21 protein-coding genes and 1 tRNA gene are annotated in these 19344 nt (G+C 37.7%); 4 read left to right on the top strand and 18 right to left on the bottom strand.

Features of this window, described 5'->3' with window-relative positions:
- Nucleotides 1-5: 5 nt before the first annotated feature.
- The 11 genes from purM to G6O73_RS01745 all read right to left on the bottom strand — a co-directional run bounded on the left by purM (nucleotide 6) and on the right by G6O73_RS01745 (nucleotide 11366).
- Nucleotides 6-1043 carry a phosphoribosylformylglycinamidine cyclo-ligase gene (purM, locus tag G6O73_RS01795; protein WP_057886817.1) on the bottom strand — a complete coding sequence of 346 codons (1038 nt, stop codon included), beginning with the start codon at nucleotides 1041-1043 and terminating at the stop codon, nucleotides 6-8.
- Nucleotides 1043-2497 (bottom strand): amidophosphoribosyltransferase, encoded by a 1455-nt coding sequence (gene purF, locus G6O73_RS01790; protein WP_057886816.1) that lies wholly within the window; start codon nucleotides 2495-2497, stop codon nucleotides 1043-1045. The genes purM and purF overlap by 1 nt, the downstream gene beginning before the upstream one ends.
- The gene (purL, locus tag G6O73_RS01785) at nucleotides 2473-4698 is read right to left on the bottom strand and encodes a phosphoribosylformylglycinamidine synthase subunit PurL (protein ID WP_057886815.1); all 2226 of its coding nucleotides are present in this window, start codon (nucleotides 4696-4698) and stop codon (nucleotides 2473-2475) included. Before purL ends, purF begins: the two co-directional genes overlap by 25 nt.
- Nucleotides 4698-5381, bottom strand: coding sequence for a phosphoribosylformylglycinamidine synthase subunit PurQ (purQ, locus tag G6O73_RS01780; protein WP_057886814.1), 684 nt, complete (start codon nucleotides 5379-5381; stop codon nucleotides 4698-4700). Before purQ ends, purL begins: the two co-directional genes overlap by 1 nt.
- Nucleotides 5378-5626 carry a phosphoribosylformylglycinamidine synthase subunit PurS gene (gene purS / locus G6O73_RS01775; RefSeq protein ID WP_057886813.1) on the bottom strand — a complete coding sequence of 83 codons (249 nt, stop codon included), beginning with the start codon at nucleotides 5624-5626 and terminating at the stop codon, nucleotides 5378-5380. Before purS ends, purQ begins: the two co-directional genes overlap by 4 nt.
- Before the next feature lie 5 nt (nucleotides 5627-5631).
- A complete protein-coding gene (gene purC, locus G6O73_RS01770; RefSeq protein WP_057886812.1) occupies nucleotides 5632-6345 on the bottom strand; it encodes a phosphoribosylaminoimidazolesuccinocarboxamide synthase in 714 nt (237 codons plus the stop codon).
- Between the two features lie 349 nt (nucleotides 6346-6694).
- Nucleotides 6695-7996, bottom strand: a complete 1302-nt coding sequence (purB, locus tag G6O73_RS01765; protein ID WP_057886811.1) for an adenylosuccinate lyase — start codon at nucleotides 7994-7996, stop codon at nucleotides 6695-6697.
- A 16-nt stretch (nucleotides 7997-8012) separates the two neighbouring features.
- Complete coding sequence (gene purK, locus G6O73_RS01760; RefSeq protein WP_083478575.1) at nucleotides 8013-9125, bottom strand: 5-(carboxyamino)imidazole ribonucleotide synthase; 1113 nt, start codon at nucleotides 9123-9125, stop codon at nucleotides 8013-8015.
- Nucleotide 9126: 1 nt separating this feature from the next.
- On the bottom strand, nucleotides 9127-9636 hold the full coding sequence (purE, locus tag G6O73_RS01755; RefSeq protein WP_187327521.1) for a 5-(carboxyamino)imidazole ribonucleotide mutase: 510 nt from the start codon (nucleotides 9634-9636) through the stop codon (nucleotides 9127-9129).
- 196 nt (nucleotides 9637-9832) lie between these two features.
- On the bottom strand, nucleotides 9833-10036 hold the full coding sequence (locus G6O73_RS01750; protein WP_057886808.1) for a hypothetical protein: 204 nt from the start codon (nucleotides 10034-10036) through the stop codon (nucleotides 9833-9835).
- A gap of 109 nt (nucleotides 10037-10145) precedes the next feature.
- Complete coding sequence (locus G6O73_RS01745; protein ID WP_057886807.1) at nucleotides 10146-11366, bottom strand: acetate/propionate family kinase; 1221 nt, start codon at nucleotides 11364-11366, stop codon at nucleotides 10146-10148.
- A gap of 159 nt (nucleotides 11367-11525) precedes the next feature.
- Here G6O73_RS01745 and G6O73_RS01740 point away from each other — a divergent pair, with 159 nt between their 5' ends.
- The gene (locus G6O73_RS01740; protein ID WP_057886806.1) at nucleotides 11526-12086 is read left to right on the top strand and encodes a nucleotidyltransferase family protein; all 561 of its coding nucleotides are present in this window, start codon (nucleotides 11526-11528) and stop codon (nucleotides 12084-12086) included.
- Between the two features lie 80 nt (nucleotides 12087-12166).
- Here the strand turns inward: G6O73_RS01740 and G6O73_RS01735 are convergent, their stop codons facing one another.
- From G6O73_RS01735 to G6O73_RS01715, 5 genes are all read right to left on the bottom strand, one after another.
- Entirely contained in the window at nucleotides 12167-13504 is a 1338-nt protein-coding gene (locus G6O73_RS01735) for an aspartate aminotransferase family protein (RefSeq protein WP_057886805.1), read from the bottom strand.
- Nucleotides 13491-14948: an APC family permease gene (locus tag G6O73_RS01730; protein WP_057886804.1), complete on the bottom strand. Its 1458-nt coding sequence runs from the start codon at nucleotides 14946-14948 to the stop codon at nucleotides 13491-13493. The genes G6O73_RS01735 and G6O73_RS01730 overlap by 14 nt, the downstream gene beginning before the upstream one ends.
- Before the next feature lie 253 nt (nucleotides 14949-15201).
- Nucleotides 15202-15537: a hypothetical protein gene (locus tag G6O73_RS01725; RefSeq protein WP_057886803.1), complete on the bottom strand. Its 336-nt coding sequence runs from the start codon at nucleotides 15535-15537 to the stop codon at nucleotides 15202-15204.
- A gap of 23 nt (nucleotides 15538-15560) precedes the next feature.
- Nucleotides 15561-16013, bottom strand: coding sequence for a universal stress protein (locus G6O73_RS01720; protein ID WP_057886802.1), 453 nt, complete (start codon nucleotides 16011-16013; stop codon nucleotides 15561-15563).
- A 98-nt stretch (nucleotides 16014-16111) separates the two neighbouring features.
- Complete coding sequence (locus G6O73_RS01715; protein WP_057886801.1) at nucleotides 16112-16390, bottom strand: hypothetical protein; 279 nt, start codon at nucleotides 16388-16390, stop codon at nucleotides 16112-16114.
- A 171-nt stretch (nucleotides 16391-16561) separates the two neighbouring features.
- On the opposite strand from G6O73_RS01715, the gene G6O73_RS01710 reads away from it, so the two are divergent.
- A tRNA-Leu gene (locus G6O73_RS01710) sits at nucleotides 16562-16645 on the top strand.
- 598 nt (nucleotides 16646-17243) lie between these two features.
- On the top strand, nucleotides 17244-17693 hold the full coding sequence (locus tag G6O73_RS01705; protein ID WP_057886800.1) for a universal stress protein: 450 nt from the start codon (nucleotides 17244-17246) through the stop codon (nucleotides 17691-17693).
- Here the strand turns inward: G6O73_RS01705 and G6O73_RS01700 are convergent, their stop codons facing one another.
- Together G6O73_RS01700 and G6O73_RS01695 are read right to left on the bottom strand one after the other, a co-directional pair.
- Nucleotides 17694-17978, bottom strand: coding sequence for a hypothetical protein (locus G6O73_RS01700; protein ID WP_057886799.1), 285 nt, complete (start codon nucleotides 17976-17978; stop codon nucleotides 17694-17696).
- Nucleotides 17979-18027: 49 nt separating this feature from the next.
- Entirely contained in the window at nucleotides 18028-18273 is a 246-nt protein-coding gene (locus tag G6O73_RS01695; protein WP_057886798.1) for a hypothetical protein, read from the bottom strand.
- A gap of 198 nt (nucleotides 18274-18471) precedes the next feature.
- On the opposite strand from G6O73_RS01695, the gene G6O73_RS01690 reads away from it, so the two are divergent.
- On the top strand, nucleotides 18472-19317 hold the full coding sequence (locus tag G6O73_RS01690; RefSeq protein ID WP_057886797.1) for an NAD(P)H-hydrate dehydratase: 846 nt from the start codon (nucleotides 18472-18474) through the stop codon (nucleotides 19315-19317).
- The last annotated feature ends 27 nt before the right edge of the window (nucleotides 19318-19344 follow it).

The raw sequence follows: 19344 nt of genomic DNA, 5'->3' as shown, positions 1-19344 counted from the left end.
GCGCCTCACTTAATCATAATCTTAGCTTGGTTAGCTGGTCTTGATTGTAATTTGCCAACAATAAAGTTTGGTTGACCGGAAATTTGTAATTGCTGCTGCACCTGCTTTACCTTTGTAGGTTCAACAGCCAGAACAAGACCGATTCCCATATTAAAGGTATGGAAACAATCCGCTGTCGATAAATCTCCAAGTTTCTTCAAATAATTAAAAATCGGTAATTTCGGCCAACTATCAGCTTGCAAAACTGCCTGCAAAGAGTCGGCAAACATCCGTGGTAGGTTTTCATAAAGACCTCCCCCAGTAATATGACTAATTCCGTTCAGCAATCCGGCTTTGACTAACGGTAAAACTGCCGCAACATAAATTTTGGTTGGAACTAATAGTTCTTCCGCTAAACTCCGACCTCCTAATTCAACTGGTTTGTAATCCAATTGCAGGTGATGATCCTTAAACAAAATTTGTCTGACAAGTGAAAAGCCATTGGAATGCAAACCCGAAGCCGGCAATCCAATCAAAACATCTCCGGCTTGGGGAGACTCTGCTGTTAACAACTGCTCTTTTTCGGCCGCTCCAACTGCAAAACCAGCTAAGTCATATTCCTCTTTAGCATACATGTCTGGCATTTCAGCCGTTTCACCACCAATTAAAGCCATTTTAGCCTGTTGGCAGCCCGCAGCAACTCCACTAACAATCTGTGCCATTTTAGCCGGTCGGTTCTGCCCAACAGCAATATAATCGAGAAAAAATAAGGGTTCTGCTCCTTGAGCTAAAACATCATTAACACACATTGCAACACAATCAATCCCAATTGTTTGATGTTGGTTAGCTGTTTGAGCGATTAGCAATTTAGTCCCAACACCATCAGTTCCAGAAACTAATACTGGCTGTTTTAAGTTTAAAGCACCTAAATCAAACAATCCGCCAAAACTGCCAAATCCTCCCATTACTCCGGTTCTTTTCGTAGCTGCAACGTTTTTTTTGATTCGTTGAACCATTTCATAGCCAGCAGTAACATCTACACCTGCTTGTTGGTAACGATTCATTATTGTATCACCTCACGTGCTTGTTGTTTTTTCAAAGATGCTAAGTACCCAGCTTCATAATCATAAAGTGGCGTTGGATAATCTCCATCAAAATATGCTACACATAAACCACCATGGGGAGTATTTTTGCCGTCAGGGACTGAAATTGCTTTAATTAAATTAGGAATCGTCAAAAATTCCAGTGAATCTGCTCCAATTTGTTCACACATTTCAGTAACTGAATAGTTTGCTGCCATTAACTCTGACCGAGTTGAAATATCAATTCCATAAAAGCACGGAAAACGAAGTGGTGGGGAAGCAATTCGCATGTGCACTTCTTTAGCACCAGCTTCGCGCAGCAAATGTACAATCTGCTTGCTAGTTGTTCCACGAACAATTGAATCATCAATAATTGCGACCCTTTTTCCCTCAACTACCCCACGAACTGCTGATAATTTCATTTTAACACCACGTTCACGTAATTCTTGAGTAGGTTGAATGAAGGTTCGTGCAATATACTGATTTTTAATTAAGCCCATTTCATATGGCAAATTACTTTCTTCAGCATATCCACTAGCCGCTGACAATGATGAATTGGGCACGCCAATTACCATATCAACGTCAGCTGGTGATTGCTGTGCCAATAGTCGTCCCATCATCTTACGAGCATTATGAACTGTTACTCCATGAATAATTGAATCTGGTCGCGAAAAATAAATATATTCCATTGAACAAATTGCCAGTTGGGTGTCAGTTGTATAATGATCAACATGTAGTCCATCTTGATCAATTACAATCAATTCACCTGGCAAGACATCCCGCACAAATTTAGCTCCAATCATATCAAATGCACAAGTTTCACTTGCAACAACATAAGCTCCGTTAGCTAACTGACCAATTGATAGTGGCCGAAAGCCATTCGGATCCAAAGCTGCGACTAAACAATCTTTACGCAATAATAAAAAAGCAAAACCTCCACGAACTTGATTTAAACTTTTTTTCAATGCATCTATGAAACTTAGATGCTGATTCTTACGAATTAAATGAATTAAAATTTCTGTATCTGAGCTTGACTGAAAAATTGCCCCATCATCTTCTAAATGGGATTTAAGTGTCTGTGCGTTAGTTAAGTTGCCATTATGTGCCAGTGCAACATCACCATCATGAAAATGAAATAAAAACGGCTGTACATTTGCTAACACATTATTACCACTCGTTCCATAACGAACATGCCCAATTGCCGAACGACCAATCAATCCCGCTAAATCCTTTTTATCCGCAAAAACCTCTGATAACAAGCCACGATTACGAAACTGATACAGCTGTTGACCATCACTACTAACAATGCCAGCGCCTTCTTGACCACGATGCTGTAAACTGTGTAAAGCAAAATAAGTTAGTCGGCTGGCATCTGTGGCATCAAAAACTCCAAAAACACCGCATTCTTCATTTAAGCCTTTGATTTCATCAGACATGGTATTGCGTCCTCCCATAATTTCTCTGCCTTTAATAAATCTAATTGGTAGGCAGCTGTCAGTGTCGTCAATTCCAGTACCGGCCGCGAAATTGTTTTTCCAATTAAGACAGCATGATCTCGCATTAATTGACGGAATTCTGCTGCTTTTTCTGGAACAACTGAAACTAAGAAGCGGCCAGGTGTTTCACTGAACAACTGAGCATCAGTTAATTTGACGTCAATTTTCATTCCAAGTCCTGTTCCAAAAGCACTTTCAGCCAGAGCAATTGCCAAGCCACCTTCGCTTAAATCATGAACACTCTTGGTTAACCCACTTTGAACACTTTGTAAAACTAATCGCAACTGAGCAATATTTTGTGCCAAATCGATATCATTCAGTTCACCATCAATTTTATGCTGTAACATCTTTTGCAATTCACTACCTGCATAATCATCTCTGGTATCTCCGACTAAGAACAATTGATCACCCGAAGTTTTTAGGTTCAATGTTGCATGTTGCTGAATGTTTTTAACCAGTCCAACCATGCCAATCATCGGTGTCGGATAAATTGCTTGTTGATTGGTTTCATTATATAGCGATACATTACCTGAGATAACTGGTATTTCTAACGCCCGGCAAGCGGCAGCCATTCCTTTGACTGATTGATGCAGTTCCCAATAAACTTCAGGATCATGTGGATCACCATAATTCAAACAATCAGTAATTCCTAGCGGCTCCGCTCCACTAGCAACTAAATTTGCAGCTGCTTCTAAAACAGCTAATTTACCGCCAACTTCTGGATTTAGATAAACAAAGCGCCCATTACCATCCGTTGTCATTGCTAAACCTTTTTTTGTTCGCCTAATTCTCAACACAGCTGCATCACTGCCAGGACCAACGACTGTATTAGTCCGCACTTGTGAATCATAAGTCTGGGTAATCGAAGTCTTAGCAGCAATCGTTGGTTGTTGCAGCATTTGATAAAAAGCAGTTGTAACATTTAAAGCTGTGGGTTGCCACTGATGTGAGAATTGCATATCTTGCAAGCGCTGCGGCATTTTTTCAGCACCTTGTTCTTCTAAAACATCATCTGTTAGCGAGCTAACTGGAATATCCGTTACCTGTTTTCCTTGATGATTCAAGATATACTGATGACCCTTAGTTACTCGCCCAATTACTACTGCTTCAAGACCATAACCCTTGAATAAATCCTGAACTGGTTTTTCAAAACCCTTTCTGATACACAGTAACATTCGCTCCTGTGATTCACTCAACATAATTTCGTAAGCTGACATCGCCGGTTCACGCTGTGGAACTAAATCCAAATCCAGTTCCATCCCACTATCAGCCTTAGAAGCCATTTCACAACTTGAAGAAACTAACCCGGCAGCTCCCATGTCTTGAATTCCTACCAACCAATCATGATGCTTGTGAGTTAATTCCAAACAAGCCTCCAATAATAGTTTTTCCATAAAGGGATCTCCAACTTGAACCGCTGAGCGCTGAGTTTCCTTATCATCAGCAAAATCGGCAGAAGCAAAGGTTGCTCCATGAATACCGTCACGACCAGTTTTGGCACCGACATACATGACTGCATTACCAACTCCCGTAGCCCGCCCCTTTTGCATGTCAGATTGATCCATAACTCCGACACACATCGCATTAACTAAGGGATTACCAGCATAACAAGGATCAAAAGTCGTTTCACCACCAACTGTTGGAATTCCCATACAGTTACCATATCCGCCAATTCCAGCAACAATTTCATTGATTAAATATTTTGTTCGTGGATGGTTAATTTCGCCAAAATGCAGTGAATCAAGCATCGCAATTGGTCGTGCTCCCATACTGAAAATATCACGAATAATACCGCCAACTCCTGTAGCTGCCCCTTCATAGGGTTCAACCGCGGAAGGATGATTATGACTTTCCGCTTTAAAAACAACCGCCTGATTATCCCCGATATCTAGAATACCAGCTCCTTCGCCAGGGCCTTGCAAAACACGCTTCCCAGTATTGGGGAACTCACGCAAAACTGGTTTGGACATTTTGTAAGAGCAGTGTTCACTCCACATAACTGCAAACAGCCCCGTTTCAGTATAATTGGGCAATCGTTTAATTAGCTGTTTGCTGATATAATCATATTCTTTTTCGCTTAAGCCCCAAGCAAGATAAGGCTTTTGCTGCTGAATTTGTGTTGGCGTTAATTCTTTTACCATTAATGTACTGCCTCCTTAACTGATTGGCTATCCAATAATGATTTAAAAAGCCGCAAACCATCAGTATTGCCTAAAATTGATTCAACTGCCCGTTCTGGATGTGGCATCATTCCTAACACATTTCCTCGGCGATTAGTAATTCCAGCAATATTATTTAAACTACCATTGGGATTTTCAGCAGCATAGCGGAAAACAATTTGGTGATTAGCTTCCAAAGCAGCTAAAGTTTGTGGATCAGCGTAATAGCTACCATCAGCATGCGCAATTGGTAGCTGAATTACTTCTCCAGTGTGATACTGATTAGTGAAAATGGTTTGGTTATTTTCTACTTTCAAAGCAACTGTTTTGCAGACAAATTTTAATGAATCATTTTGTTTCAGAGCACCTGGCAATAAACCTGCTTCAGTCAAGATTTGAAATCCATTACAAGTTCCAAAAACCGGTTTTCCTTGAGCGGCAAATGCTTGAATTGCTGGCATAATGTTGCTAAAACGTGCAATTGCTCCACAACGTAAATAATCTCCATAAGAAAAGCCGCCTGGCAGCATAACAGCATCAAACCCGGTCAAAGTATTTTGCTGATATGATACATATTCCGCTTCAACTTGACAAACTGATGTCAAAGCTTCATATAAATCAATGTCACAATTTGACCCAGGAAAAACGACCACTGCAACTTTCATTTTTGCTCCTCCAATACTTGATAGCGATAAGTTTCTAAGTTAAAATTCACTAATAGTTTTTCAGAGATTGCTGGAATTGTTTGATCAAGGTCAGCTTCATCTGATAATGTAATATCGAAAAATTTACCAACACCAATTTTTTTAACTTCTGGGAAGCCTAAACTTTTAACAGCCGCAGTAATTGTTTCACCTTGTGGATCAAATACTGATTCCTTGTAGGTGACAAAAATTCTAACTTTTTTCATTTTCTTCACGCTCCCAATTTGGTTGTCAAGCGACGTAAAACTTCTTGATAAATCGGAGCTAAATCACCCAGATCACGGCGAAAAACATCTTTATCCATATGTTGTTTAGTTTTTTGATCCCACAAGCGACAATTATCTGGCGAAAATTCATCGGCTAAAATAATTTCTCCGGTCGCCGTTTTGCCAAACTCTAATTTAAAATCAACTAAATCCAGCCCAACTTCAGCAAATAACGAACTTAAAAGCTGATTAACTTGACGAGATATTTCCCAAATTTGCTTAATTTCTTCGGCATTTGCAATTCCTAAAGCAGCTGCTTGTGATTCATTCATAAAAGGATCTGCTAACTCATCACTCTTATAATAAAGTTCTTCAACAGGTTGGCTGAATTTCAAGCCTTCTTTAACACCAAAGCGAGAAGCAAAATGACCAGCTCCAAGATTACGGGTAACAACTTCTAAAGGAATAATTTTAACTCGTTTAACTATTTCTTCAGTAGCTGACAGTTTCTTGACAAAATGAGTTGGAATACCGTGTGCTGACAAGTATTCAAAAATCAGCGTTGAAATTTGATTATTCAATTCACCTTTTCCACTAATCTGATCCTTGCGTTTTCCATTAAGTGCGGTTGCCTGATTTGTATAAACTACGCGAAGTAATTGCTCATCATCAGTTGTCCAAAGTTGCTTTGCTTTTCCGGCATAAATCATTTTTGCCATTAGAAACTGCCACCCTTTCATAAAACACGAATATTTATAGCAAGTTAAGTAATTAACAATCGCTATTTACCATAAAGATTAACAATTTTACGCCGTTTAGTCAATAGACAAAACACGAACTTTTAAATGTTTTTTAGTGTATTTGTTAATTTTTATTCGGTATAAAAGATTGGAATCCGCTAAGATCCTCTCATATCTGTCATATATAAGAATATTGCTCTTCTAAAAGCCAAAATAATATTGTGCTTTAAAAATAATGTTTGTTCAAGTTCTATCAAGACAAAAAAATTGACCAAAATATCTGGTCAATCTCAGCAGTTATTTATTTTTTAAATACGATTTAAATTAATTACTTTTCTTCTAAACCAACACGTTGAAAAATTTCATCTACTCGACGCAAGTGCCAATGATAATCAAAAGCATCATCCAAATCGTCCGTAGACAAACGCGAAGTAATCTCGGGATCTTTTTCCAACAATGGTCGAAATTGTACTTGCTGATCCCATGATTGAGCCGTTTTAGGTTGAATTAAATCATAGGCAGCTTCACGACTCATGCCTTTGTCAATTAATTTCAGCAAAACACGACCACTATAAATCAAACCAAAAGTTCGTCCCATATTGCGTTTCATATTTTCAGGGAAAACAGTCAAACTTTCCAAAATCTTACCAAAACGATGCAGCATATAATCAAGCAAAATCGTTGTATCTGGCAAAATAATTCTTTCAGCTGAAGAGTGTGAAATATCTCTTTCATGCCATAAAGAAACATCTTCGTAAGCTGTTACCATATGACCACGAATTACTCGTGCTAAACCACAAATATTTTCTGAGCCAATTGGATTGCGTTTATGCGGCATTGCCGACGAACCCTTTTGTCCCTTTGCGAAATGTTCTTCGACTTCACGCGTTTCTGATTTTTGCAAGCCACGAATTTCAGTTGCAAATTCTTCTAGACTTGTTGCAATCAAAGCTAAAGTTGCTAAATATTCAGCATGTAAATCACGTGGCAAAACCTGACTGGAGATTTCTTGAGCGCGAATTCCTAATTTCTGACAAACATATTTTTCAACAAATGGGTCAATGTTAGCGAAAGTCCCAACTGCTCCACTGATTTTTCCTGCCTCAACTCCGGCAGCTGCGTGTTCAAAACGTTCAATATCACGTTTAATTTCTGAATACCAACGTGCTAGCTTCAAACCAAAGGTGGTTGGTTCTGCATGTACTCCATGAGTGCGTCCCATCATGACCGTATCTTTGTACTTCAATGCTTGTTTGGCAACAATCGCTTTAAAATCAGCCAAATCCTGTCGCAAAATCTCATTAACTTGTTTCAATTGATAACCATAAGCTGTATCAACCACATCGGTGCTAGTCAACCCATAATGAACCCACTTTTTTTCAGGCCCTAGTGATTCAGACAAACAACGGGTAAAGGCAATTACATCATGATGGGTAACAGCTTCAATTTCTTGAATCCGTTCAACATTAAACTTAGCGTGTTGCTGTAATTTTTCAACATCGGTAGCTGGAATATGACCTAACTTTGACCAAGCTTCGTCTGCAGCTAACTCAACTTCCAACCAACACTGATACTTTTTTTCATCATTCCAAATTGCTGCCATTTCTGGACGGGTATATCTTGAAATCATAATTTTCTCCTTTATGCTAATCCCAGATTTTTGTTGCTTGAATCTCTGTCAAAGTAGCCTTAATATCATCGGTTAAAATCGTTATATGTCCCATTTTCCGATCCTGGCGAATTTCTCCTTTGCCATAGTCATGAAATTGCCATTGAGGTTTCCGAGCAATCAATTGTTCAACTCCAGCAACATGCTGACCAAGAACATTAACCATAACAACCGATTTCAATAAGTGAATTTTGGGTAGCGGCCAATTACAAATAGCCCGATTATGTACGTCAAACTGTGAAAAATCACAGGCTTCAATTGAATAATGACCAGAATTATGCGGACGTGGGGCCAACTCATTAACATACAGCTGACCATCTTTTCCTAGGAAAAACTCAACACCTAAAATACCGCATAAATTAATTGCTGTCGCAATTTTTTCAGCCATCTCCTGAGCTGCTTGTTGAGCTGCCAGTGTAATTCTGGCTGGTACGATGCTTTCATGCAGAATTTGATGATGATGAATATTCTCGCTAACTGGGAAAAGTGAAATTTTCCCTGCCAAGTTACGTCCAACCATTACTGAGCATTCATGCGAAAAATCAACCCAGCCTTCCAAAATACATTCACCATAAGCTAAAAGATCACTTGCCGCTGCTTGGTCAGCTTGACTTTGTAAAACAATTTGTGCTTTACCATCATAACCACCTTCGCAAGTTTTCAAAACAGCTGGAAATCCAATCTTAGCTAAAGCAGCTGTTAAATCTGCTTGACTTTTAACAGCTGCAAATGGTGCCACTTGTAGTCCATTATCGCGCAAAAAGGTCTTTTCTCGCAAGCGATTTTTAGTAATTGACAGTAACTGAGTACCTTGTGGGATTGAGACTTCTGTCTGAACCGCCTCAAGTGCTTTCAAATCAACATTTTCAAATTCATAGGTTAAGACATCTGCTTTTTTTGCTAATTTTTCAATAGCCTGCCGATCAGCATATTCAGCCACAATCTGGTCATCGGCAGCTTGTCCAGCTGAACAATCAGGATTGGGATCAAGAATTATCACCCTAAAACCGGCCTTTTTTGCGGAAAAAGTTAACATTTGTCCTAGCTGACCACCGCCAATAATTCCAATTGTTTTTCCTGGTCTAAACATTTCAGTCAAGTTTTTCACCACTTTCTAAAGCTGCATCATGTTGGCTTTGACGAAATTCAACTAACTTAGCAATCAATGATGCATTTTCAATTCCTAAGATTTCAATTGCCAATAAAGCCGCATTCTTAGCCCCCGCAACGCCAATGGCCGTCGTAGCAACTGGCACTCCTGCTGGCATCTGGACAATTGACAAAAGTGAATCCATTCCATTAAGTGCATGAGTTTTAACCGGTACACCAATCACCGGCAAAGTCGTATTAGCAGCAAGCATTCCTGGTAAGTGAGCTGCTCCACCTGCTCCAGCAATAATTACTTTTATTCCACGGTCTGCTGCTTGTTGGGCAAAAGAAAACATCTCCGCTGGCATTCGATGAGCTGAGATAACTTTTTTTTCAAATTTTATTCCGAAATCAGCTAAAATTGTTGCGGCTGGTTTCATTGTTTCCCAATCTGAGATACTCCCCATAACTACACTGACTTGTTGATTCAATTTGATCCCTCCATTTGCCATAAGCTTAGCAAATCAAGCTGGTATTGTCAAAGAAATATCGAACTTTATTTAGCATTATTTTATTTTTATACGTATACAGCTATAGATTTCCCGAATAACTTGCTAAAATTAGCCGTATATTGTAAAAAAAGCTGTTATTCAGATTCAAATCCGAATAACAGCTATTATTTTCAAACTTACTAAACGATTATCAGCTTTAATCTTCCGCAGCTGACATTGCTTCCAAAATAGCACCCAAACGATCTTTTTCGGCAGATAATTGCTGCCGTTTTTCATCGTAAGCCTCAAGCAAGTGCCTTCCACGATTGGTTTCACTGATTCTTTCACAAACTTGATCCAGTTCAGCCAATTTCGCTTCAACTACTTGATACTCATGGATGATATCAAACTTGTTGCTCATGACAAAACCCCCTAAAAAAAGAATCTGACTATGTCGACTTGAATAATCTAACACTTTTTCTTTCGTTTGTGAACCTTTTTCGCTTCTTTTCTTAAAATAAAAAGTCAAATTAGAAATTTGCTGCTTTTTTTACGCTTGATTCTTTAATCAATTCTTCAACATCGCGCGCAATCATCAATTCTTCATTAGTGGGGATTGTCATTACCTCCACTTTTGAAGCTGGCTGTGAAATAATGACTGGTTTGCCGCGCACCTGATTAAGCTTTTGATCAAGATCAATTCCTAGATAGGCTATTCTCTGAGTTACTAATTCTCTGATTTCCGGTGAATTTTCTCCAATACCAGCTGTAAAGATCAAACCGTCCAAACCACCCATTTCAGCTGTGTATGCTCCAATATATTTGACAATATCTTTGACAAATATATCAATAGCTAGCTGAGCCCGTTCATTCTTTTGTTCTGCAGCCGCCAAAATATCCCTCATGTCAGAGGAGACACCAGAAATTCCCAGCAAACCAGATTTTTTATTCAAATCATAAATTACTTCAGGCATTGAATGCATATTTAATTTTTGCATCATAAATGAAATCATTGCTACATCAGTATCTCCAGAACGAGTAGCCATCGTAATTCCGGTTAATGGAGTAAAGCCCATCGAAGTATCAAAAGACTTGCCGTTTTTGATTGCACATAAAGAAGCACCAGCTCCTAGGTGGCAACTAATTAATTTTAATTCATTTAATGGCCGCTGCATTAATTTAGCTGCCAGACTAGCAACGTATCGATGGCTAGTACCATGCGCCCCATAACGTCGGACACCATATTTGTGATACCAGTCATACGGTACACTATATAAATAATTTGTCTTGGGAATTGTCTGATGAAAAGAAGTATCAAAAACTGCAACTGAAACAGCCTTAGGTAACAATTTACGAAAAGCCTTAATTCCCATCAGATTAGCCGGATTATGAATAGGAGCATATTCTGCCAAATCATTGATCCGCCGAATAACTTGTCCATTAACAATAACTGATTTTTTAAAATATTCTCCACCAGCAACTACGCGGTGTCCAACTCCAATAATTTCATTAAAATCAATAATTATTTTAAGTTCTCTCATCAATTCAAGTAAGCGCTTAACAGCGTATGAATGATCCGTTAACGGCTCTTCACTTGTGTAAACACCAGTTGTTGACTTAATCTTAATTTTTCCTTGCGCCAAACCGATTCTCTCAAAGACCCCACTTGCTAAAACCTTCTCCGCAGGCATTTCAAATAGTTTAAATTTCAAACTAGAACTACCAGCATTAATTGCCAAAATTTTTGCCATTGCTATCCCTCCAAACAACATTTAAACGCTTCCATATGTACAATATAACAAATTTTTTGGTTTTTTTCACGATAATCCAGATATAATCTCTAAAATTTAAAAATAACTTTTATTTCTTGCCAAAAAAAACTACAATGAATTACTATGGAGGGAGTAAAGTTGAACAATAAACAACAACTAATTGAGTTTCTATCAACTCAAACAGAAATTCAAGAAATTTTTACAATTCTAAAACAGCAACAAATAAATGAAGCGGTTTTGACCGCAGGCGCAGTCCGTAATTTAGTTTGGGATAAGCTTACTCAGCAAAAGTACAACATTCTGCAAGAAAACATTGACATTCTTTTTGCAGATCAAGGTTTGTCTTACGAAAAACTATTGACTAAAAAGGCCATTATTAATCAGAAATATTCAAAATATCTTTGGAATATTCAAAATGTTCGGCAAAATAATTCGACTAGTCACCAACCTTTTGGTAATTCTGTTGAAAATGCCCTAATGACAATTCCTGAAACCTGCAGTGCAGTTGGAGTAAGTATTTCTAAACAAGGAGAATTTGAAATTCTTGCTCCATTCGGACTTGACGACTTGTTCAATTTTGAGATTCATCCAAATCCAACTTGGTTAAATAATAAAGCTAAGATGGCAGCCTATCAACGACGCCTTAATTGGAAAAACTGGCTTGATCGTTGGCCAAACTTAAAAACTTATTCAAAATAATAATACCGCCAAAATATAGCGCCCTCCAGAAGCTAGTCGTTAGACTAATTTCTAGAGGGCGCTATTAAAAATTAAATTTTTTACCAGCCAATCTGTGCTGCATTTTCTGGTAAAACCAGTTTTCCCATCTCAAGTTCGGCAAAAGCTTGTGCCAAAATCGCAAAAGCTTGCTGCAACTGTTTTTCTGTAATTACTAACGGCGGTTGAAAACGCAAAATATTTTCCTTCAAGCTAATCATGATTGCACCTAATTGAAAAATCCGATAAATTAACTTTGTCGTTGCAACCGGATCAGCTGCTTTCGTCTGTGGATCAACAATGTCAATTCCACCATCAAGACCATACATCCGCCAATTTCCAATAAAAGCATGCTTTTCAGCTTGTTCTGCAAAAAAATCTGCCGCTAACTTGCCTAAACGAGCTGAACGTTCTGGCAAGTTTTCTTCCTGAATTACATCGAGAGTTGCCAAAGCGGCCGCAGTTGTCACTGGATTGCCAGAAGTAGTAAATAAATGTCCCGGCGCTGGGAGTGAATCCATAACTTCAGCCCGTCCAACAACTGCACTTAGAGGTAGGCCAGAAGCAATTGATTTTCCAACTGACATTAAATCTGGTTCAATTCCAAAATGTTGAATTGACCACATTTTACCAGTTCGACCCAATCCTTGATTAACTTCATCAACTGCAAATAAAATTCCATGCTGATGAGCAAAATCAGCCACCCGTTTGACGAATTCGGTTGGTGCCTTAGCAATGCCACCATCACCTTGAATTGGTTCCATCATTATTACTGCCGTTTCCTCAGCCGGTAGATATGTTTTGAAAGGTTCAAGGAATGCAGCAAACATTCGATCAACAAATGCTGTCTCACTTTCATCTGGCAACCGATGCCAAGGGTCAGGATAAGGTACCTTTACAACTCCAGGAAGTAACGGGCCAATTTTACGAGCCATATTTAAACTAACAGCTGAAGTTGATAAAGAACCATAAGTTGACCCATGATAGGCCCCCATGAAACTGACCAGATACTGGCGACCAGTAAAAGCCCGTGCAAATTTGATAATTCCATCATTAGCATCTGAACCTGAATTTCCCCAGGCAACCTTTACTGGTCCACTAATCGGTGCAATATCAGCTAGCTTTTGCGCTAACTCAGCTGCAGGAGAATTAGCAAAATAAGCCGGCGTATATTGAATAATTTTTGCTGCCTGCTGTTGAATGGCTGCAACAACTTTAGGATGAGCATGACCAGTGTTTGTTGAGGACGCACTAGCTAACAAGTCAAGATACGTATGACCTTCCACATCTTTTAACAATGCACCCTTACCCGAATCAATCACGATATCAAAATATTTAATTCGGGCCGTTTTAGCTAAGGCTCCCGCTTCAGCAGCTAAAAGTTCTTTATTTGTCGTCACGATTATCACTTCTTTGACTTTTTGCTAAATAAGAATGTCGAATACCATATGAAAAATACAGAATCATTCCAAAAATAAACCAGAAAAGCGCATATAGCTTAGCATCTTTATCTAAGCCCCAGAAAACCAAAAAGGCTCCTAGGAAAGCAATCGTCGGCAAAACTGGGTACAATGGCATTTTAAAGCTAGGTACCGGCAAATCTTTGCCTTCGCGTGGACGCAATGCATAAACTCCCAACGAAACAAACATAAAGGCAATCAACGTCCCAGCTGAAACTAATTGTGCCAAAAAAGCAAATGGAAACACGGCTCCCAAAATAATTCCAACAATTGATAACACCAGTAGTGCATGATTCGGCAAATCATTATCATTTAATTTTCCTAACCATTTTGGCAACATACCATCACGCCCAAATGAATAAAGTAAACGAGAACCTGCCAGCATCATGCCAATCAGAGCGGTAAACATTCCCACAACTGCAACTGATTGAACAACGGTCGCAATTGTTCCATGGCCACTCTCACGTAAAGCCCAACCAACTGGTTCAGCATTATTAGCATATGCCGTATATTTGAACATACCAACTAAAACTAAAGAAACGCTGACAAATAAAACAACTGCAATTGCTAATGAACCCAAAATTCCGCGTGGCATCGTTTTTTGTGGATTTTTAGCTTCAGCTGAGTTTGCTGCGATCGAATCAAATCCAATATAAGATAAGAAGATCGACGATACACCAGCATAGATTCCTTGCCAGCCACCAAAAGCTGAACCATCAGCGTTTTGATGATAAGCAGGAATAAATGGAACATAGTTTGCAGCTTTTAGCGCAGTCATTCCAACAAAAACGAACAATAAAATTGCTAAAACTTTCAGCACAACTAACAAGTTTTCAACGCGCGCTGCTTCCGAAGCACCATGCGATAATAACAGAGCTACCAGAACAACAACAATAACTGCAATTACGTCAACCATACCGCCATTTGTTCCAAAGGCACTAGCTAACTGCTTGGGCATTGTAAAGCCCAGCGGTTGCAATAATCCTTGAAGATTAGCTGAAAGTCCGGAAGCTACAAAGGCAACCGCAATAAAATATTCAGCCAGCAAAGCCCAGCCAGCAACCCAACCAAAAAACTCTCCAAAAATAACATTAATCCAAGAATATGCTGAACCAGCAAAAGGCATTGCTGATGCCATTTCAGCATAGGCAAATGCAACCAAACCGGCTACAATAGCAGCAACCAAAAATGACAGTGCGACCGCTGGACCAGCATGCTGAGCAGCAACCACCCCTGGTAATGTAAAAATCGACGTTGAAACAATCGTTCCGACCCCTAAAGCCAAAAAGTCTTTGACTGTCAGAACCTGTTTCAAATGCGAATCCTTATCTTGATAAACATTCGGATTCTCTTTTAAAGTTAACCTGCTAAACAATTTACCCATAAAAATCCCTCCATGAAAAGTTACAACAATTAAAGGAATTATAACAAATATATTAGAAATGTCAATTTATTTTTAACAAATTCCTATGATAACTTAATCTTTCAGAAAAAAAACTACCTTTTACTTTATTTTTCCAAGCTATCTTCCATTAGTATGTTGTAGCCGTTTTTACAAAGATTATTACGATACTAAAAAAACTGATCTGCCTTTTTTTAAGGTAAATCAGTCTTTTTAAACAACCTTGCAATCCCAATTAATGCTGAACATAATTCTTAAAAACTCGTTTAGTTAGAATATTGATATAAATTGTCGTGAAAGTATAAAGAATCAAAAAGTATAGCAAGACCACTAGTTTTACACCTGTTAAAGCAACAATAAAACTAGCAAAAATTAATATTTGACTCAAAATAGTCCATTTTCTTTTCTCACGAATGACATCAATCAATTGCTGACTTTTAGTTTGGTATAATTCATTGAGCTTTTTTTTACCAATTTGATTACGTAAACGTTTGACAGAAAGGCTCAATTTAAAATTATAAGAAATCAAAACAATTAGAATTACCATACCGACTAACTCAGGTTTAGACATCTATCTTCCTCCTGTCAGGATTTTTATTGATGAATGATGATTACGTCGCAACTGGCTGAACGAGTTACAAAATCTGTTACTGAACCAATCAAAAAGCGCTCAACTGGATTTGAGCCTGTTTTGCCCATTACAATCAAGTCAATTGGGTAATCACGTAAAAAATCATTTGCAATAACTACGCGTGGTGAGCCAAATCGCGCATGTACTCTCACCCGATTAAAATCATACTTTTTAATAATTTTTTCTTTCAACATATTTAAATATTCTTCAACTGAGTTGAATGATGAATAAACCACATCCCCACTAGCATCCATCATACTTCCAAAAGCATTACTAAAATTTCTAATATCAATTACATTTAAAATTTCAATTTTTCCTTGATTTCTTTTGGCGATTTCAACTGCCTGCTCTAAAGCATGCTCAGAGTTCTTTGAACCATCAACTGGTACCAAAATATCACGATAAGTTTGCTGCATTGTCAGTCACTTCTTTCTCTTTGCTAAGTCTATTATACCATTCTCAGTTCAGGTCTGTCCGCTATAAACTGGCAACACCAGCTAAATATCGCAAAATATTATTTTAATATGAATCGATGACAGGCTGTGCGAATCTGTTCTAATTCTTTAGTCTGATCAATTCCTTGGCTAAAAATTTGCGAAATTTTTTCTAATAAAATTCGGTAATTAGTATCGTTCATCCGTTGACTCTTCAACTCTGAAGAACAAGATCTTTGCAAATTTCTGATTACCAAATCAGCCAATAAGCGATCGTTATTAGCTAAAAACTCAATTGCTTTCTGAGTTTCCGATAAATAAATTTTTGCTCGATCTAACTGATAAGTATTTTTGTCCATAATCTCTCCTCCATGTTTGCGCTTACATTTAATAACAATTTTAGAATTATTTTCACAGAATTGCAACTCAAACTACGACTAACATCTAATTAATTTGAGGGTACGTCAAATTTTTAAAAATAACTTGTCATATTGTTACCAATATAATATAATTATCTTTGTTATTGTTTTGCCCTCGTGGCGGAATTGGCAGACGCGCAGCGTTCAGGTCGCTGTTTGGGTTTCCAAGTACAGGTTCGACTCCTGCCGAGGGCATACTTAACTAAAAATGAATCATTTCAAAGTCTTTAAATCATTGATTTGAAGGCTTTTTTTATTTCTTAAATTAGTATAGCTTAGCATTGTTTAGTTTGTTTTGTTGCAGTCAATAATTTCCCCAAGCATTTTAATATTATAAATATTTTTTTAAACATTTCGTGTTTTTCCAAAAAGCCTTTCCCGAAAAATAAAAATAAGCCTACTCGTCAATGAGCTTCCTGATACTCACCATATTCGAACAGGTCAAAGAATCTAAACTTTAACTCACAGCTGCTTCAAGCTATTTATTTTATCGTTACCGAAGCAATTCTTAAGGGTTCAAAACTAATAGCTGAGACGGTATTTTTCAATATGCTTTTTCTCAGTACCAAAATCTGTTTATTGATTGATAGATGTTGCCTATCATTGAAAAATAGGAAATCATAAAATATTAAAGTCAATATCTCAAGCTTGGAGATTCAAAAATCATATCCAAATAATAATAAAAAGCCACCTGAATTTTTTTAAAGATTGCAGGATAGCTTTTTTTGCCCTATAATAATAAAAATGTTTCACTAATAAATTCCTTAGTTAATTATAAGTAGGAAGTGTTTACATGACCCAACCCTATCAAAGAATTTTATTTGCAACTGATCAATCAGAAAATAATATCACAGCTTTAGAGCGCACCGCTGAATATGCCAATAAAAACAATATCCAATTAGATATCTTATATGTGCTCGATCCTGCAATTGCCGGTTTTGGTAATACTCAGATTGAGCTTTCAAGCGAAAGCTTATATCATTTGGAAGAAAAGTCTATCGGCCAATTAGAAATAATCAAGCGGCGTTTAATTATTTCAGGTTCGTCAATATATCAAGTTCATGTTCATTTGCGAATTGGTGATCCCAGAATCATTGTTGCTCAGGAATTTCCCACTGAATACCAAAATGACTTAATTGTATTAAGTAGTTCTCGAAAAAATCATCTGCAGCGTTTTTTTACCGGATCAGTTTCCAGTTATGTAATTAAAAATGCCCAAGCCGATGTTGTCGTCATGCATTGATTACTTTTTGCTAGGGAATCTGACAGCAGTTCCATAACCATGCAAAAGCATATACTTAGGTCCAGGGCCAACTTGGACAATTTGTGGAACAAATCGCACTTGTAAAAGGCCATCGCCGTTTTTAGTCACGGCACGATCAACCATTTTTGTCTTCACTTCGTTATATAACTCATCATACTCAGCAAGCTCATCAATTTCATCAGCTAGCAACGTTCGTTTGACTGTTGCATTTACGATCCCTAAAATTACATATGAGCGATTTACATCACCTGTTGTCAAAAACACTACTTTTCCCCCTTTGTTTCAGCAGGACTAATTACCCAAATTAAAATGATTAGACAAAAATACGATAATTACGTTTGTTTATATTTATGAGCTCTTGAGTAGTACTTTTAGAGTTCATCTTTAATAAGTTTTTCAACATGCGTTCAAGTTTTTGATTATCAGATAGCCTTTTTAAAACTTCCTTATCAATTTTGACTGCTAAACGTTCCTTTTTACTTGGCACCAAATAAGTCTTTGAAGTTTCGTCTTCTGCCAATACATTAGCTTCAAGTTCTTGAATAAAACTTTTCTGCATGCTTTTAACCTCCTATCTTTTATTTATCATATTAATTTTACCCCTAAAAACACAAAAATTCAAAACTACCCAACTAAAAGTGTTCGCATTTTTGAATAATTCATATATTTCCATCGGAAAATTTTTATAAAGTATCTTTTTCAAGGCAAAGAGGGTTAAAATGGTATTTGATTTAAATATTGTTTTTGGAGGATAAAAATGAAATTGATTAAACCTGATATCCTAAAACAAGTAGTTAAAGTGCGTCCAGCAAATAGCTATAAAGGTACTTTTGGTCGCATTGTGACAATCGGTGGTAATCTAAATTATGGTGGGGCAATTATTATGACTACAAGCGCTGCCGTTCATGCCGGAGCTGGTTTAGTAACCTGTGCCTGTAATTCGGCCAATTTGACTGCTTTACATACAATTGTTCCAGAAGCAATGTTTCTCGACTACAAAAATCGCCCAAGCTTATTAAACGCCGTTCAGTCGGCTGATGTAATTGTAATTGGTCCTGGTTTAGGTAATGATTCCTTAGCTAGCGATTTATTATTACAAGTTTTAAGCCAAATTACTGGCAAACAACAACTAATCATTGATGGTTCAGCATTAACTATTTTAAGCCAACAAGAAAATTGGCCTAAATTGTTACCCCAACAAACAATTCTGACTCCACACCAGATGGAATGGCAACGATTAAGTGGCATTAGGATAGCAGACCAAAACGATCTTGAGCAAAATTTGCATGTCCAACAACAAACCGGAGCTACCATTGTACTTAAAAAAAATGGTACAGTAATTTATCATCCAGATCAAACCACTGCTAAATTAACAATTGGCGGCCCTTATATGGCAACTGGGGGAATGGGCGATACACTTGCCGGAATAATAGCTGCCTTTTTAGGCCAATTTAAAAATTCTCCTACTAAGCTAGTTATTGAAGCTGCCGTTTATTGCCATAGTGCAGTTGCACAACAACTTGCTGAGAATAATTATGTTGTCTTACCAACTTCCATTATTGCTGCTTTGCCCCAATTTATGCAAAAAGTTGTTAATTCCTAAAATAAATCATAATTTTCGTATATTCCA

Source organism: Liquorilactobacillus nagelii DSM 13675 (assembly GCF_019444005.1).
In the GTDB taxonomy this organism is placed as follows: Bacteria; Bacillota; Bacilli; order Lactobacillales; family Lactobacillaceae; genus Liquorilactobacillus; species Liquorilactobacillus nagelii.
The sequence above is the reverse complement of the archived record's forward strand: the minus strand, read 5'-3'. Positions and strand labels throughout refer to the sequence as shown.

Coding starts and splice junctions, on each gene's coding strand:
- purE (WP_187327521.1), bottom strand. CDS start 9,636: ATGGCAAATGGAGGGATCAAATTGAATCAACAAGTCAGTGTAGTTATG.
- purF (WP_057886816.1), bottom strand. CDS start 2,497: ATGTCTGATGAAATCAAAGGCTTAAATGAAGAATGCGGTGTTTTTGGA.
- purM (WP_057886817.1), bottom strand. CDS start 1,043: ATGAATCGTTACCAACAAGCAGGTGTAGATGTTACTGCTGGCTATGAA.
- purC (WP_057886812.1), bottom strand. CDS start 6,345: ATGGCAAAAATGATTTATGCCGGAAAAGCAAAGCAACTTTGGACAACT.
- purK (WP_083478575.1), bottom strand. CDS start 9,125: ATGTTTAGACCAGGAAAAACAATTGGAATTATTGGCGGTGGTCAGCTA.
- G6O73_RS01720 (WP_057886802.1), bottom strand. CDS start 16,013: ATGCAGCAAACTTATCGTGATATTTTGGTACCAGTTGATGGTTCAAAG.
- G6O73_RS01715 (WP_057886801.1), bottom strand. CDS start 16,390: ATGGACAAAAATACTTATCAGTTAGATCGAGCAAAAATTTATTTATCG.
- G6O73_RS01695 (WP_057886798.1), bottom strand. CDS start 18,273: ATGCAGAAAAGTTTTATTCAAGAACTTGAAGCTAATGTATTGGCAGAA.
- purS (WP_057886813.1), bottom strand. CDS start 5,626: ATGAAAAAAGTTAGAATTTTTGTCACCTACAAGGAATCAGTATTTGAT.
- G6O73_RS01745 (WP_057886807.1), bottom strand. CDS start 11,366: ATGGCAAAAATTTTGGCAATTAATGCTGGTAGTTCTAGTTTGAAATTT.
- purL (WP_057886815.1), bottom strand. CDS start 4,698: ATGGTAAAAGAATTAACGCCAACACAAATTCAGCAGCAAAAGCCTTAT.
- purB (WP_057886811.1), bottom strand. CDS start 7,996: ATGATTTCAAGATATACCCGTCCAGAAATGGCAGCAATTTGGAATGAT.
- G6O73_RS01730 (WP_057886804.1), bottom strand. CDS start 14,948: ATGGGTAAATTGTTTAGCAGGTTAACTTTAAAAGAGAATCCGAATGTT.
- G6O73_RS01690 (WP_057886797.1), top strand. CDS start 18,472: ATGAAATTGATTAAACCTGATATCCTAAAACAAGTAGTTAAAGTGCGT.
- purQ (WP_057886814.1), bottom strand. CDS start 5,381: ATGAAAGTTGCAGTGGTCGTTTTTCCTGGGTCAAATTGTGACATTGAT.
- G6O73_RS01705 (WP_057886800.1), top strand. CDS start 17,244: ATGACCCAACCCTATCAAAGAATTTTATTTGCAACTGATCAATCAGAA.
- G6O73_RS01725 (WP_057886803.1), bottom strand. CDS start 15,537: ATGTCTAAACCTGAGTTAGTCGGTATGGTAATTCTAATTGTTTTGATT.
- G6O73_RS01750 (WP_057886808.1), bottom strand. CDS start 10,036: ATGAGCAACAAGTTTGATATCATCCATGAGTATCAAGTAGTTGAAGCG.